This is a genomic window from Aureispira sp. CCB-E (assembly GCF_031326345.1).
Lineage (GTDB): Bacteria > Bacteroidota > Bacteroidia > Chitinophagales > Saprospiraceae > Aureispira.
The window spans coordinates 6,739,881-6,755,012 of record NZ_CP133671.1 but is presented as its reverse complement, the minus strand read 5'-3'; the positions used below and the strand labels follow the sequence as shown (position 1 = coordinate 6,755,012).

The 15,132-nt window shown below is 36.6% G+C and carries 10 protein-coding genes; 8 read left to right on the top strand and 2 right to left on the bottom strand.

Going from position 1 to position 15,132, the window contains the following annotated elements; all coding sequences use genetic code 11:
* Positions 1-5 precede the first annotated feature (5 nt).
* Positions 6-965, bottom strand: coding sequence for an alpha/beta fold hydrolase (locus QP953_RS26170; protein WP_309553396.1), 960 nt, complete (start codon positions 963-965; stop codon positions 6-8).
* A gap of 695 nt (positions 966-1,660) precedes the next feature.
* Between QP953_RS26170 and murA the strand changes: the two genes are divergently transcribed.
* The 6 genes from murA (at position 1,661) to QP953_RS26140 (ending at position 11,656) form a co-directional block, all read left to right on the top strand.
* Complete coding sequence (murA, locus tag QP953_RS26165) at positions 1,661-2,983, top strand: UDP-N-acetylglucosamine 1-carboxyvinyltransferase (protein WP_052596713.1); 1,323 nt, start codon at positions 1,661-1,663, stop codon at positions 2,981-2,983.
* A 468-nt stretch (positions 2,984-3,451) separates the two neighbouring features.
* Entirely contained in the window at positions 3,452-6,856 is a 3,405-nt protein-coding gene (locus QP953_RS26160; RefSeq protein WP_052596711.1) for a hypothetical protein, read from the top strand.
* Between the two features lie 457 nt (positions 6,857-7,313).
* The gene (locus QP953_RS26155; RefSeq protein WP_052596708.1) at positions 7,314-8,780 is read left to right on the top strand and encodes an outer membrane beta-barrel protein; all 1,467 of its coding nucleotides are present in this window, start codon (positions 7,314-7,316) and stop codon (positions 8,778-8,780) included.
* A gap of 3 nt (positions 8,781-8,783) precedes the next feature.
* Positions 8,784-10,292 (top strand): hypothetical protein, encoded by a 1,509-nt coding sequence (locus QP953_RS26150; RefSeq protein WP_309553395.1) that lies wholly within the window; start codon positions 8,784-8,786, stop codon positions 10,290-10,292.
* A 153-nt stretch (positions 10,293-10,445) separates the two neighbouring features.
* Positions 10,446-11,351, top strand: coding sequence for a TerB family tellurite resistance protein (locus QP953_RS26145; RefSeq protein WP_309553394.1), 906 nt, complete (start codon positions 10,446-10,448; stop codon positions 11,349-11,351).
* A 125-nt stretch (positions 11,352-11,476) separates the two neighbouring features.
* Positions 11,477-11,656 carry a hypothetical protein gene (locus tag QP953_RS26140; RefSeq protein ID WP_052596704.1) on the top strand — a complete coding sequence of 60 codons (180 nt, stop codon included), beginning with the start codon at positions 11,477-11,479 and terminating at the stop codon, positions 11,654-11,656.
* 155 nt (positions 11,657-11,811) lie between these two features.
* Here QP953_RS26140 and QP953_RS26135 read toward each other — a convergent pair whose 3' ends face one another.
* Positions 11,812-13,143 (bottom strand): dicarboxylate/amino acid:cation symporter, encoded by a 1,332-nt coding sequence (locus QP953_RS26135; protein ID WP_052596702.1) that lies wholly within the window; start codon positions 13,141-13,143, stop codon positions 11,812-11,814.
* A gap of 337 nt (positions 13,144-13,480) precedes the next feature.
* On the opposite strand from QP953_RS26135, the gene QP953_RS26130 reads away from it, so the two are divergent.
* Both QP953_RS26130 and QP953_RS26125 read left to right on the top strand, forming a co-directional pair.
* A complete protein-coding gene (locus QP953_RS26130; protein WP_052596699.1) occupies positions 13,481-14,044 on the top strand; it encodes an energy transducer TonB in 564 nt (187 codons plus the stop codon).
* Positions 14,016-15,113: a hypothetical protein gene (locus QP953_RS26125; protein WP_052596698.1), complete on the top strand. Its 1,098-nt coding sequence runs from the start codon at positions 14,016-14,018 to the stop codon at positions 15,111-15,113. Before QP953_RS26130 ends, QP953_RS26125 begins: the two co-directional genes overlap by 29 nt.
* Positions 15,114-15,132: the final 19 nt, after the last annotated feature.

The window sequence follows — 15,132 nt, the reverse complement described above, 5'->3', positions numbered from 1 at the left end:
AGCGTCTAATCTAAAAAACTCCAGACGGCTTTGGTCCACCCTGCAACGTCATCTTGCATAATATTATCATGCCCTGATTTTTCTAAAATAGTTAACTTTTTCTCTTCACTAACTAAGGCATTAAATATATCATCTACTTCTTGTTGTTTCACTTTAGGGTCCTTTTTCCCATAAATAATCAATGTTGGTATTGTCACTTTCTGGGCATAGGTCAAACTATTGTGTGCTTTAAAGTCCATGTTATTTTGAATACCTCCCCAAAAAAGAAGCAACTGAGGTAGAATGAAAGTAGGAATTTTCATATTTTCAAATCGATTGTATACTGCATCAGAAAGCGAACGAAAAGGACATTCTAAAATCAATGCTTCGGCATTTAATTGATAGTCATGTACCGCTTTGAGAATGCTTACTGCTCCCATCGATACGCCCAAGAAACTAATTGGCAAATCTTCGTAATATCGTCTAATGTATTGATAAGCAGTATACACATCTTGAGCTTCATGATAGCCAATTGATGTCTGAAATCCTTCAGAGTCACCATGTCCTCTAGCATCTACCAAAAAAGTATGGTAACCTAGTTTTCGAAGTACCTTGGCACGTTCCAATAGAGAAGATTTAGAGACACTGTATCCATGAAAAAGAATCATGACTCCTTTGGGAGTTTGTGTGGTTAAAAGCATCCAAGCATGAAGTTGAGGTTGACTGCCCAAAGTAACGGCTTGATAAGTGCTATCGGGAAGTGTTTTGTTACGGGGTTTAGGAATTTCTACCCCATAAATGCCTAATTTTATTTTATCCATTAGAGATTTATTATCTAGGGTGGCGGTCGTAACTTTGGGTAAATCTTTGTCTACAAAATGTGTAAAATAATAAGCATGATTGTACAATACAAAGTTAGAACTGATGAAAACAAATATAGACAAATACACTAGGCGTTTGAGCCATTTGCTAAAACTGAATTTCATAAATCATTGAGTCTTGTGATTAAGTAATCGTTCAAAAAAAATAACAAGTACCACGCAGTAGCAGTGTAGCTAAAACAGCCTTCTTTTTGCGCTACTCTTCATCAGAAAAACTTGTCTTAGCTCGCTAAGCCTTCCTTTTTCTTCTTTGATTCACAAAAAATAATCCCATTTTTTGTTCTTATTTTTTCTGACCACTTACTTATAAAGAAATACAAAGTAATAATACTCTGTTGATTTTTTAGCTTTTTATAGAAAAACATAAATAAGCATCTTGTATTAGTGCTACTACGTAGTACTTTGTGAGGGAGTTGCCGTTGATTATCAGTTTTTTAGGTTTAAAATAAGTAAGAGTGCATTTTACGGATAATTAAGCTGATATGATTTTGTGATGGAATTATAAAGTAAGAAAAAGAGATTCAAATATTGGGAGATTTTAAAATTTGTGGAATCTCTGACAAATAATTATCACTTTGAAGCGATTTTCTATGAATAACTCACATTATAATTAGTATTTTTAAGGTTGAATGACTTAGCCATAAGTATCCCTAAAAGTGGGGAGCAACAGTTGAGTTATATCGAGTTGATTATTAATAATATAGTTTATAATAAATGATCACTCTAAAAAAAGTAAGTGTTTTCAGCAAACGATTACTTAAATATCCGAAATGAACAATAAAACGAAATTTTAAATTATTATGTCAAATAAAAATCAAGCTTTTATAGTAGAGGGAGGACACAAGTTAAGTGGTGAAATAACACCTCAAGGTGCTAAAAATGAAGCCTTACAGGTGATTTGTGCTACGTTATTAACACGAGAGAAAGTAACATTAACCAACTTGCCGAATATAAAAGATGTGGTGATGTTAATTGATTTATTAAAAGGCTTAGGTGTTGTCGTTAATAAGGTTGATAACAATAGTTACACCTTTGAGGCAAAAGAAATTGATTTAGACTATTTGAAGAGTGTAGAATATGTACAAAAAGCAAGCAAAATAAGAGGTTCTGTGATGCTTTTAGGACCTTTGTTGGCTCGCTATGGAGAGGCTGTTTTACCGCAACCTGGTGGAGATAAAATTGGTCGCCGTCGATTGGATACGCACCTGTTGGGATTACAAAAACTAGGAGCAGCGTTTAATTATAATATTGATAAAAACATGTACTCCATCAAAGCGACCGAACTCAAAGGAAGCTATATCTTGATGGATGAAATTTCTGTAACTGGTACTGCCAATACCTTGATGGCTGCTGTAATGGCAAAAGGGATGACGACTATTTATAATGCTGCTTGCGAGCCTTACCTACAACAGTTGTGCAAAATGTTAAATGGAATGGGCGCAAGAATAACAGGTGTTGGCTCTAATAAATTAACCATAGAAGGTGTTGGTCAAATGTTTGGAACAGGGCATCGCTTGTTGCCTGATATGATTGAAATTGGTAGTTTTTTGGGAATGGCTGCCATGACTCAATCTGAATTGACCATTAAAAATGTCCGAGCCGATGCTTTAGGAAATATTTTGCCTGTTTATCGTCGTATGGGAATACAATTTGAAATTATTGGCGATGATATTTATGTGCCAGCGCAAGAATTATACGAAATTCAAACCTTTATAGATGGCTCTATTATGACAGTGTATGATGCGCCATGGCCTGGTTTTCCGCCTGACTTAATGAGTATTTTACTGGTTGTTGCCACACAAGCAAGGGGAAGTGTTCTGATCCATCAGAAAATGTTTGAAAGCCGATTGTTTTTTGTTGACAAGTTGATAGATATGGGAGCACAGGTTATTTTGTGTGATCCACATCGAGCTAATATTATTGGATTGGGTAGACAATATCCTTTGAGAGGAATAACAATGACCTCACCCGATATTCGTGCAGGGGTGTCTTTATTGATTGCTGCCATGTCGGCGAAGGGAACTAGTAAAATATTGCAAATCAATCAAATTGATAGAGGATACGAGCGTATTGATGAGCGCTTAAATGCATTGGGTGCTAAGATTAAGCGAGTAGACCTTTAACTCAAACTTAATATGAAAAGGACAAAAAGTAGAGGAGTATTTTATACTTTTGTAAAGTTCAATAAGCATTGTTTTCTAGAAATTAATACATTTTTAAAATAAATACATGTTTATTGTTTATTAATTCCTATAGATCATTTTAGAAGTTCATTTTTTTTATTAAATTAGTTGCCTTTTCAAAAGGATAAAGCTTTTTTTCTTTTGATAGAAAAAGCTTTAAAAGAAAGGAATAATAGGCTACCTATCGAGAAAGAAGAAGTATTATAATAACCTAACTCTAACAAAATAGATTCTATATTGTTTCGAATTTTTTCAATTTTTTAGGGATTTTATCAAAAAAAAACGACAAACCTTAAAGGATTAAGGAAAAGGAGTTCTTTATTATTAAATAATTCTTTATCTTACAATGTTATCTTTTAATAGATGTATTTTCATAACCCCGAGACATTCAGTTAATTTAAGACAGCTATGCAAGGAGTAGAAACCCTCAATATACAAGCCCCTTATACTGGGCTTCGCTCGTTTGAGCCATCCGACCGTTCATTCTTTTTTGGTAGAGAACGTCAACTAGATGAATTGTTACGCAAACTTCGCTCTAATCGTTTTTTGGCAGTAGTAGGTAGCAATGGGAATGGAAAATCTTCATTTATTAAGGCAATGTTGATTCCTCGCTTGAAGGAGGGATTTAATGGGCAAGCAGGAGCTGCTTGGCGCATTGCTACGTGTACTCCTGGCAACAATCCATTGGAAAACCTTAGTCGCCAGCTGGCACAGCGAAATGTGTTGCATGGAGACGAAATGATGGACCCTAGTTATCCTGCAAAAATTGAGGGAATGCTCCGAAATGGCAGTTTGGGAATCGTTGAGGCTTTCAAAAAATCTACGATCAGCCGAGGAGAAAACTTAATGATAGTTGTCGATCAATTTGAGGAAATATTCAACTTTAGTAAAAAAAATAAGAGAAACGAAGAGGATGCAGCTACTTTTGTCAATTTGTTACTGAATGCAAGTAGACAAAAAGAGGCTCCTATTTATATCGTTTTGACAATGCGCTCGAATCATATTGGTGATTGTGCCGAATTTAGAGGCTTGGCAGAGGCAATTAACGATGGTCAGTTTTTGATTCCAAGGGTAAAACCAGAAGATCTTAAACGTATTATTGTTAATCCTATTCAACACGATCGTGCGGTTAAAATCACAGGAGTACGAGCAGAAATAGATGATGCTGTTGTCAAGGCAATTATCAACGATTTAGGTAAAAATACAGACGAGTTAGCCACGTTGCAACATACGATGTTGCGTATGTGGAATTACTGGTTAGATAAAGAACAAAATACAGAAGTCGCTATTGCTATGTCGCACTACAAAGGTGTGGGAACCATCAAAGGGGCAATGGCGAGACATGCTGAAGAAGCATATTCTGACTTGGATACAGAAGAAAAACGCATCATTTGTGAACGTATTTTTAGAGCAATGGTAGAAAAAGCTCCTGATGGAAGCGCTTCTAGCCGTGCGGTGACTGTTCGGGAAATGATGGAAATAACCGAACGTTCTATGCGTGAGGTGCGCTTGGTGATTTATACCTTTAGCCAATCTGGACGACGTTTTCTAAATGCACCACCTGTTGCAGAAATAGATGAGGATAGTGTTATTAGCATTGCGCATGATAGTTTAATTAAACGTTGGACTCGTCTAAAAGGGTGGGCAAATGAAGAAGCTGAAGCAGCGGAAATGTATGGTCGCTTGTGTTCTGCGGCTGCTTTGTACCACGATGGGAAAGGGAGTTTGTGGACGAACCCAGAATTAATTATGGGGTTGAAGTGGTTCAATCCAGAAGAATATGATGAAGATTATTCTTGGAGACTGCCCCCCAACAAAGGTTGGTCAAAACGATATGAAAACCCTGAAATTGATTATGATCGAGCAATTGAATTTTTGACACTTAGTCATGAAGATGATGTCGCTGCTACCAATAGAGATCGTGAAGTTGAAGAGCGCAAAGATACTAAACGAAAACGATGGAGTGCCATTGGGGTAGGGGTTGTTTTGTTCTGTATTGGAATGATGTTGTGGGCACTTTATTCTGCTGCTTTGGCGCATCGAAGCCAACGAGTAGCTAATGCCAATGAAAGAGAATCTTTACGTCAAACTTATTTGGCCGAATTAAGTAAGGAGGAAGCAAGTCGCCAAGAATTTTATGCCGATTTGAGTGCTAAAAAAGCACTGCAAGAAAAATCTAGAGCAGAGGCTGCTAACTTAACAGCAATGGAGGCAGCTCGTATTGCAGAAGCTAGAGCCAGACAAGCAAAGGATGCTGAAAGAGATGCTAAGCGAAAAGCGGAAGAGGCTCGTTTGGCTAAAGAAGATGCATTGCGTAGCAAAGATATTGCAATAGCACAAACAGAAGTAGCCAACAAGGAGAAAGCAAATGCTATTCGCCAAAAAGAAATTGCATTGGGAATCAAAGGTCTTTCTATGGCACAAAGTATTGCGGTTAAATCGACAAAAGAAGAAAATGAAGATATCCAAGGGCTTTTGGCTAAAGAGGCATATGACTTAAATTCTGCAAGTGGTGGAGAAGATAAAGATGCTTTTGTGTACGATGCTATTTATAAGGCATTGAACCGCTTGGAAGAAGTCAACAAAAATAACCCTAATTTTAATGGATTGGATCAAGCACCAGACGGTAGAAGCAGAGTTGGTCGTATTCGTAACATCAAAGTTGCAGGAAACGATGGGCATATCTACACGGTTGGTTCTGATGGATTGTTGTTAAAATGGAAATTTGATATTTATGGTAGCAAAGCTGCTCGCAAAGATAAATCAAACAAACCAGAAATACTTTCTAGTAATACAGCAGTGGCTAGAACATTAGATATTAGTCCTGATGGCAAACAACTAGCTAGAGCTGGTGATGGAGATAAAGTACTTATTACAGATGCGAAGTCTGGACAAATTGTAAATGAGTTAGATGCGCACAAAGGACGCCGTATCTGGGCGTTAAAATATACGCCTAATGGCAAAGCTATTATTACGGCAGGCGATGATGGATCTGGCGGAACAGCTGTAAATTATACCAATATGGATGGTGCAACTTCACCTATTATTGGAAAAACGCCTTATCGATTAACATCTTTGGATGTTTCTAGTAATGGAGAGTACTTGGCAGGTGTTGGAAAATCATCTGAAGTATGGATTTGGAATTTAAAAAATCAACGTCGTGAATTTTTGTTGAATGATCCTAGAAGCGAAAAACATGCTACAGCTGTTGCATTCAATCCTATCGGTCGTTTTGTTGCGATTGGATACCAAGATGGAACGCTGATGATTTGGGATATGAACAAAGTGAATGAGGACCCGACTTATTTGCCTGAAAAATTCTTGCAACACGGTTCTTCTATCTCTGATGTTGAGTTTAGTAAAGATGGTACTCTATTGATTGTAGGTAGTTTGGATAAGTCTGCAACACTTTGGACTATCCGTGATGAAAAATATCGTGGTTATGGCGACTCAAAAGAGTTTCCTTATTTAGGAGCACAGTACAACCCTATTAAATTGACAGATCATACGGATTGGGTTACTTCAGTAGCATTTAGCAATGATGGAACAAAAGTTATTACAGGAACCGCCAATGGTCATTTAAAATTATGGGAGGTTGATATGACCCTATATGCTGATCAAATTTGTGATATTGTTCGCCAGAATTTAAGTGATAAAAGTTGGAGAAGATACATTGGAACAGATGACCCTACTGGAAGAACACTTTATATTGAAACTCCAAATGGCGGACGTCGAATTCCATTCTCTACTTGTGGAGAAATGGTTCCCCAAATGAGAGAGGCTCGAAAGTTAGAAGAAGCAGATAACCAATAGAAGAAGAGCGGAGTCAGAGGTTCATAAATCTTTGACTCTGTTTTTTTATGGGATAACTAATGAGAGGGGAGAGGACAACGATAAAAGAAACCCAAATGCCGAACTAGCGATCTCTAAGTTTAGGTACTATACTTCTCATAATAATGGCATTAAGTGAGTGCAGAAACCTTTTAGCATTCGAACCTATTAAAGCCTTTAAAACACAATGGCATTGTAATCATCTAGTTATTGTTAGGTAGAAGTGCAAATGGAATGAACTATAAATAGGGCATCTACTTAATTCCCTCAAAAAATTATCAAATTACTGGCACAATTAATTATATTAGTTGCATATATTAGATGATAAAAGCTCATCAAAGCTCAATCATCACTTAGCCTAAGACTTCTAGAAGTGGCTATTGTAATAAATTGCATGATATTTAGAACCAAAACTATTTAACTATAAAATACCGAAATAATGAAGGTGAGATTGTACTGTCCTGTCATTTCGTTTGCTCTACTATGCTGCGCATTTAGTCTACTCAGCATTAGCACTGCACAGGGGCAAAAGGGAAAACGAGGGACATCCTCAGACAATTGCCAATTGGATGAAGCTAAAAAATGGTATGAAGAAGGAGAACTTGAAAAAATCGAGTCTATCGAAGCTTGTGCGAAAGATCCCAAGTCAATGTCAACGGAAAAGCGTTTAGAAGCATTCCAATTGATAACAGAAAGTTATTTGTATAGGGACAAAATTGGTGCGGCAGACAATTCTTTTAGGGAAATACTCCGAATCAATCCGCTCTATGAACCAGATACGATGGGAGACTCTTATCAGTCGTACGATTTAATTTACCTTTCAAGAACATTCACTAGGAGACCTATTTTTTCTATGTACTTTGGTGGTGGACTTAATTTTTCATTGATAGAACAATTGCAGAATTATGGGGTGGACAATACTTCTGGTACGGCAGATCATGAGGGGTACTTGCGAGAAGTTGTTTTTGGAGCCAATGCTACTGTTGGTTTTGAATTGCCTTTGTTGTATAATTTTGATTTGACATTGGATGCTACTTTTGCTTATCGCACATATGCATTTGGTGATTCGATGTATATTTCTGCTACAACGGCTAATCCTACAGGGTTAAACACCAATGATTTAAATGCCACCAAAGGACAAGGACCATTGTTGTATTCTACATTGAAATTTAAAGAGAATCAATTCTGGATAGATGTTCCATTGATGTTGCGGTACAATGTTACTAAATTTAAAGGTGTATTACCTTATGTTTATGCTGGTGTTGCTGCTAATTTCTTGTTGTATGCGGATATGACAGATGTTAGTCGAAGAACAGAACCAGAAACAATTAGAGCTGAGTTAGGAGGTCAATCTACGATTGCTAATAGTGTGGTTATAACAAAATTGAACGATAGACCGTCTCTTCGTACCAATGTAAATGTTTCTTTTGTTGCTGGCGCAGGAATCAAGTTTCGATTGGGACGCAATTTTCTATATGCTGATTTCAGATATACACGAATGTTCTTAAATAACGTAGATATTAACAATCGTTATTCTAATTTAGAGTTGGTGTATTATCATGGTCATGTGGATAATGATTTTAGAACAGATAATTTTGCATTGACGGTTGGTTTTGTAAAGGCATTTTATGTGCCTCGCAAAAAGCATCAATACAATCCAATTATTATCAATAATAAGTATAATAAATGGTTGGAGAAAGAACGCAACTATGTAAAGAGAGAAACAGACGAGGACATCAAAAGAGAGTTGAACAGTACTCTTAAGGAGATGGAGCGAGAAAAACCAAGTCTTATAGAGGACATTCAAAAAGGTAAAACAAAAGGCTCTAAAATGTTAGATGATAAGAAGAAACAAATCGAAGATATTAAAAATAAGCGAGTCAAAGTTGAAGTAAAATACGAATAAATTATGCTGCATATATCAAGAAAAAATGTACTTCTTATGTTGTTGGTTTTGACAGCATATTTAAGTTCTAGTTGTGAAAAAGAGCAAATTGCTCCTAGTAACCAAGAAGTTGCCTTTGTAAAATATTATGGACACGTTGGAGCTCAAACAGCTACAGATGTTGTTCAAACAGCAGATGGTGGATACATTCTGTTGGGGTCTACCAATTCATATAGTTCTACTGACAAAAGAGATATCTTTGTTGTTAAAACAGATTCTTTAGGGAACGAGTTGTGGAGTTCTGCTTTTGGTCGCCAAGAAGGAAATGTGGATGCCAATTTTGACTATTTGCGATTTGATGAGGAGGGAATTCGAATTATTGAGTTGCCCGATCAATCTGCTTATATCGTTGCTGCTAACAGAACATATTACAATTACCCATCTTCGACTAGTCAAGGAACAGGGGTAGAAGGCCAAACTAAAATTGCTCTATATCAATTGGATTATGCTACGGGAGCTCCAACGACAACAGATGGTGTTGAACTACAAAGCAATACCAATACACAGTTTACAGAGAAGGTTTCGGATATGAAATTGGATACAGCAGGTGGCTATAGTTATGTTGTTACTGGTTATTCAACGAACGTTAATAGAAGCAAACCTTATAACACCGATCAGACAGGAGGAGCATACGATAATACCGATGTCTTTACGGTTTTATTGAATAGTGATTTTACTATTAACTCTGGATGGACCTCTAGTAACTGGTTTTATGGGTTTCCTTGGGATGATTATGGTGCATCTATCCAAATTTTGCCTCAAGGGTACCTGATTTGTGGTATCTCTCATGATGGAGCTACTGCTCCGTCTACACAAACAGGTAACTTTCTACCTAGAATTCATGCTGTATTAGTGGATAAATCAGGGGGAACACCTTTGAGTAGAAAGACAATTTCGGTAGATGGAGATTATTTTTCGGGAGCATATTCTGTGTATGATGCAGACAATAATGTTGTAACGATTGCAGCTCATGTAACTAAAAATGAAGCAAGTACCAATGGAAATGATGGGCAAGCTGTTTTATTGCAATTACAAATACTGGGCTTGCAAATAACAGAAGTAACTGCCGGAGCTACTGTGAGTCCTTTTTTGAGGTATTATGATTTGAAAGATAGAAATGGCAATGGAGGAGTACATTCTGTTGCTTCAATTGCATTACTACCAGGCAATAATGGCTTCATCATGTCGTCTACACACGAGGCTACTTTGTTTGAAAGTGATATTTGTATTACTAAATTTGATACCAATTTGGATATAGATACTGGAACAGGTTGGCCCTACTTTTTTGGTTATGCTGATGGGAATAGCCTTGTTCTGACGAGTGATCAAGCAGGTACAATTCTGCCAATTATGTCTGGTTCAACAGCTCAAAGTTCTCTAACAGGTTATGTGTTTACAGGCAAGTTTGGGTTAGGAACTAACAATATGATGGGATTAGTAAAACTGAACTTAAATGGAACGCTTTCCCCTTAGTAAGTTGTTAGGTGATTAAGAAGGTTGTAAAATAGATTAGGCGTTAAATCTTGCTCTTAATTTAGCTTACAATAACTAGCTTTAGTGCTACCTCGGGTATATAAATTTAATAGAAAAGAACCAATTTAGAATTATCAAAATAAGAACTAAACAATGGAAATTACATACGAATCAATAAAACCGTATATTCTGGAAGAAAAAGTGGATGGAAGTAAGGTGCTTTGCAAGTTTCAAGTAGAGAACCAAGTCTTTGACTCTGTTGCTCATATCAAAACTAGTACAGCAGATGGTACGGCACGTGTAAAAAAAATGGTTACCAACACGGCTTTAGGACGATTGCGTTCTTCTGTTTTGCGTGTCTTGCGTAAAGCTGTTGGAGGAGGGTTTGCAGGAACTGCTGTTTCTATGGCAGGAAATGAGATGTTGCGTCAAGGAACAGATGGTCTGAAAGTTTCTAAGAAAGATAAAGAAGCGGCTGTCGTGAGAGCATTTGAAAAAATTATGGTAGAATTGACACTTGAAAGAGGAAAATGGCGCTTGGCAACAGAATTTTCTGAATTTGAAAAATTGATCAAAAGAAATCCATTAACCAAAGCTTATGACAAGAAAATCTTAGCTCGTATGTTAGTGGAAATGGCTCGTGCAGATGGTACGATAGAAGCAGAAGAAAAAGCATTTTTTGATGACTTTTTGAACAAAGAAACAGGTACATTAGGCGAATTGATGCGTGCTCCTTCGATTTCTATGGTAGAATGTGAAGAGGTTAGCGAAGAGGCTAGGGAAAATGTATTTATGATTGTAGCAGCAGTAGCGTTGACAGATAATGAGTTTGCTGATGAAGAACAATTAAAATTGGACGAATATTCGCAAATGTTTGAGTTTTCGGAGAAAAAACATGAAGAACTATTGCGCTATGCACAAGATTATACTATTGAGGCATATATTCGAGCCAATGGTCAAATGTCAAGAGATGAAATCTATGCCTTTGCGGATAAGATAGGAATGGAAAGAGGAGAGGCTGAACGCACTCAAATTCGTCTTGAAAAACGATTGAATTAAGAAAACCTGAGTTGTTAAATAAATTTAACAGGACTTGGGGAACTCCTAGAAGACGTTAGGTAGTTATAAGTAAGTGGCACAAAAAACTACTTACTCATATTATTCATTATAAAAATCGTAAAACAATGTCTGACAAGAACCAAAAAAATCCAAAGACGCATGATGATCTAAAAGGTTTTGATATTAAAATCAATGAATTTGGAGAAATTATTTCTTCTTATTCAGTAGATAAATTAAATGGGTTTTTGAACGAGAATGTAGAAGATAAAAAATTAAAAGATCGAGAGGATTTAGATCTTAAGTAAGTGGTGAAAAGAAACCGTATCATAAAAATAGTTTTTTGGTGCGAAAACTTTGAGGCTAATAAAAATATAGCATACCACTCATAATAAAATGAGACGATTTGATCAGTCAAATCGTCTCATTCTTATTTTATCATAGAAAATGAACAATCATAACCTTAGATGGTTTCTTTTTTATAGTGGTCATCCCAATTTTTTACTTGAGGATCTTTCAATTTTCCAACAGATTTGCCAACCAAAGTAGCGACAGTAGCATCTCCTGTGACATTGATGACCGTTCGACACATATCTAATGGTCGATCCACAGCAAATATAAGGGCAATCCCGAATGCTAGTTTGTCAGAGGGGATTCCCAACGTATCCAAAACAATAACAAGCATTACCATTCCTGCTCCTGGTACAGCAGCAGACCCAATGGATGCCATCGTGGCGGTTATGACAATGGTTAATTGATCTCCTAGGCTTAAATCAAAGCCAATTACTTGACAAATAAAGACAGCAGCTACTGCTTGATATAAACTAGTACCGTCCATATTAATTGTTGCACCAATTGGGCACACAAAGCTAGTTACCTCTTTTTCGACCCCTACATGTTCTTCTACTCGTTCCATAGTTACTGGCAAGGTAGCGGCACTCGAACTTGTAGAAAAGGCCAATAGTTGAGCTGGACTGATAGCTTTGAGAAAACCAAGCGGAGAACGTCCTGTAAATAGCTTGATAGCTGCCATATAAATGCCAACCATTAACACAAGCCCCAAAACAACACAGAGGGCATATTTGAACAATACTCCAAAAATTTCAGGATCGGTACTTACAGTTAAGTTGCACAACAAAGCAAACACAGCATAGGGCGAAATGAGCATGATGACATCAACCATTTTTAGAATGACCTCGTTGAGACTATCAAAAAAATCGTGCATTGGCTTTGCTTTTTCTTTGGGTATTAAAAGTAAGCAGATGCCAAAAAATAGAACAAATACAATAACTTGAAGCATGTTTCCATTGCTGCTTGCCGCCGCAAAAATATTATCAGGCACCATGTCAATCACAAATTGTAAAGGTCCTACTTGTGACTGTGCTGCTCCTGCTGCTACTTTGCCAGCACTTTTGTCCATATTACTAGCACTAATTGCATCAATGGTACTTTGAGATAAACCCACTCCAGGTTGTAATGTATTGACAACGACTAGACCTAAGGTTACGGCGATTACGGTTGTTACTAAATAGGTGCCAATTGTTCTACCTCCAATTTTGGAAAGTTTGGATATGTCTTGCAGGTCAGCAATTCCTTTGGTTAAGGAGGCAATAATTAATGGGACAGCAATCAATTTGAGTAGATTGACAAATATTTTACCAATTGGATATACCCAGTTGAGGACAAATTTTTCACTTCCATCAACATTTTTTAAGGCAAAACCAATAGCAATACCAGCTGCCATCCCGATTAAAATTTGCCAATGTAAGGCCAACCCTTTTTTATTTTCCGACATCTATTGAGCGATTTAAAGAAGTATTCAACTTACTTCTTGCGTATTTATTGTTTTTTTTCAAAAAAAAATGAAAAAACTGTATCCTTTCTACAAATAGGAGTTATACCAGTAGAGAAGAAAAAGTTCTTTGTCATTTTAGTATGTTGAAACCAAATATAGTCAAAAAAAGAAGCCATTTTATAAGATATATCAGATAAGTTACGTTTTTATTCTTCCTAAAAGCCTAATTATGGTATAATTACTGAAGTATATTTCTATTGAAAATGAATTTGATGACAGTCAATTTGATTTGTGATTTCATCTTGTGAATGAATCGAATAGCGAAAACTCTATTGATATGAAACTAGTGGTTACTGTTATTATGAGTTGGCTTATGATGCCAATTCTAGTAGCACAAGACAGTACAGCAACAACCTGCCTCCCCAAAAAAACATTGGTTATTAGAAAAAAACAAACTCTAGAACCTAGTTTAGCTCCCAAAGACGAAACAATTGTCGTTGCACCTGTAGAAAAAAAAATATCCATTTTGAAAACAAGTACCATAGATTCGCTTCAAGGCTCAACAATTGATCCTCAAGAAAAAATAGTGCAATTGCCAACTTTAGCTGGAGGCGATTTTGGTCTGATGAACATCAAACCCTATCGAGCAGGAATGGATCTAAAAAATTGGAAATTTGTTGTTTTAGAATATTCTGTTAATCAATATGGTTGGGTAAGTCAGGTTGAGGTGCTAAAAAGCAATGATTCACGTTTAAAAAATGTAGTTTTGAGAAAGCTAAAAGCTTCGAAATGGAATCCTGCTAGAAATCAATTGGGTGAACCCATCAAATATAAAATGTATCAACAAGTTGTCATCGTAAAAGATAGAACATATGAAGAGGACTATAGGAGAAATTATTAAATGCTTTTTGATAGGAGGTCTGCTTTTGTGCATTCAACCGATACAAGCTCAAGTAACGATTTATCCAGAAGTATATCCCGATTTACCTTTCGACTTAAAGAAGGTGTCGGAGTTGGGAAACAATAAATGTTCCATCTGGAAAGGAACATACAAGAGGGGTGCAGAGGATCGTTCAGGCGAAATGTGGGCAGAAGCAGTGGAGTATTCTCATCAATATCAACGGTATGAATTTGTAGATGGGAAAATGGGGATGATTTCAACTTATTTGCCATCAGGATTCAAAAAGTGGAGTATAGAATACTTTTATAAGCAAAATTTGATCTCGGCGGTTGAGAAGTTGAATTACGATTCTTTGCAAAACACAAGTTTGGATTATACCTATGTGTATATCTACGAACATAATGGAACGCCCTTTCAGCGAGTAAAAATGCATGGTGCACCCAATAAGAGTGTGCGTTTGTTAGACGAATTTGAATTTGATAGTCTAAATCGAGTGGTACGGCAGAAAACCACTGCTGTAGGAACCTCTCCTTATATGGATAGTTTAGTAGGCTTGTTGGATAAAGAAAAATTGTTGACCGTGACGGAATATACCGACAGCACCAATTCTTGTCGTGTGTACAAAAACTTGTATGAGATTACCAAAGATAGAAAAACATTCTTGGACGAGGAGGGACAGCCAGTAATTACGCAAGTACGAAATTCGTCAGGAAAGATACTCTTTACAATTGATTATAAATATGAGAATAATCGAATAAGCAAGAAAATTCATTGGGTCATGCGCGAACCGACAATGAGTTCTCGTGTATCTGAGGAGCCTGAAACAGTTGTTAAAAAGAAGAAAAAGAAGAAAAAAAAGCAAGGCCAACTGGCAACTTCGCCAAGAGATTTGAATAATTCTCCGACTGATTTGGACAAAACTAAAGAAAGAGTACCATCTTTACCGCCAAGACCAGAAATTTATAAGTTGGAATATTTTACGTATAACAACGATGGCTTACTGGAAATGCACATTACCGAAGAAGATGGAATTCAGACAATTTTAGAGTACACGTATTTTAGCGAATAAGAGGTTTGACGGAGCTTAT

Excerpts from the sequence above, each read along its gene's own strand:
- QP953_RS26170 (WP_309553396.1), bottom strand. The coding sequence starts at position 965 with ATGAAATTCAGTTTTAGCAAATGGCTCAAACGCCTAGTGTATTTGTCT.
- QP953_RS26160 (WP_052596711.1), top strand. The coding sequence starts at position 3,452 with ATGCAAGGAGTAGAAACCCTCAATATACAAGCCCCTTATACTGGGCTT.
- QP953_RS26140 (WP_052596704.1), top strand. The coding sequence starts at position 11,477 with ATGTCTGACAAGAACCAAAAAAATCCAAAGACGCATGATGATCTAAAA.
- QP953_RS26125 (WP_052596698.1), top strand. The coding sequence starts at position 14,016 with ATGAAGAGGACTATAGGAGAAATTATTAAATGCTTTTTGATAGGAGGT.
- QP953_RS26135 (WP_052596702.1), bottom strand. The coding sequence starts at position 13,143 with ATGTCGGAAAATAAAAAAGGGTTGGCCTTACATTGGCAAATTTTAATC.
- murA (WP_052596713.1), top strand. The coding sequence starts at position 1,661 with ATGTCAAATAAAAATCAAGCTTTTATAGTAGAGGGAGGACACAAGTTA.
- QP953_RS26130 (WP_052596699.1), top strand. The coding sequence starts at position 13,481 with ATGAAACTAGTGGTTACTGTTATTATGAGTTGGCTTATGATGCCAATT.
- QP953_RS26155 (WP_052596708.1), top strand. The coding sequence starts at position 7,314 with ATGAAGGTGAGATTGTACTGTCCTGTCATTTCGTTTGCTCTACTATGC.
- QP953_RS26150 (WP_309553395.1), top strand. The coding sequence starts at position 8,784 with ATGCTGCATATATCAAGAAAAAATGTACTTCTTATGTTGTTGGTTTTG.
- QP953_RS26145 (WP_309553394.1), top strand. The coding sequence starts at position 10,446 with ATGGAAATTACATACGAATCAATAAAACCGTATATTCTGGAAGAAAAA.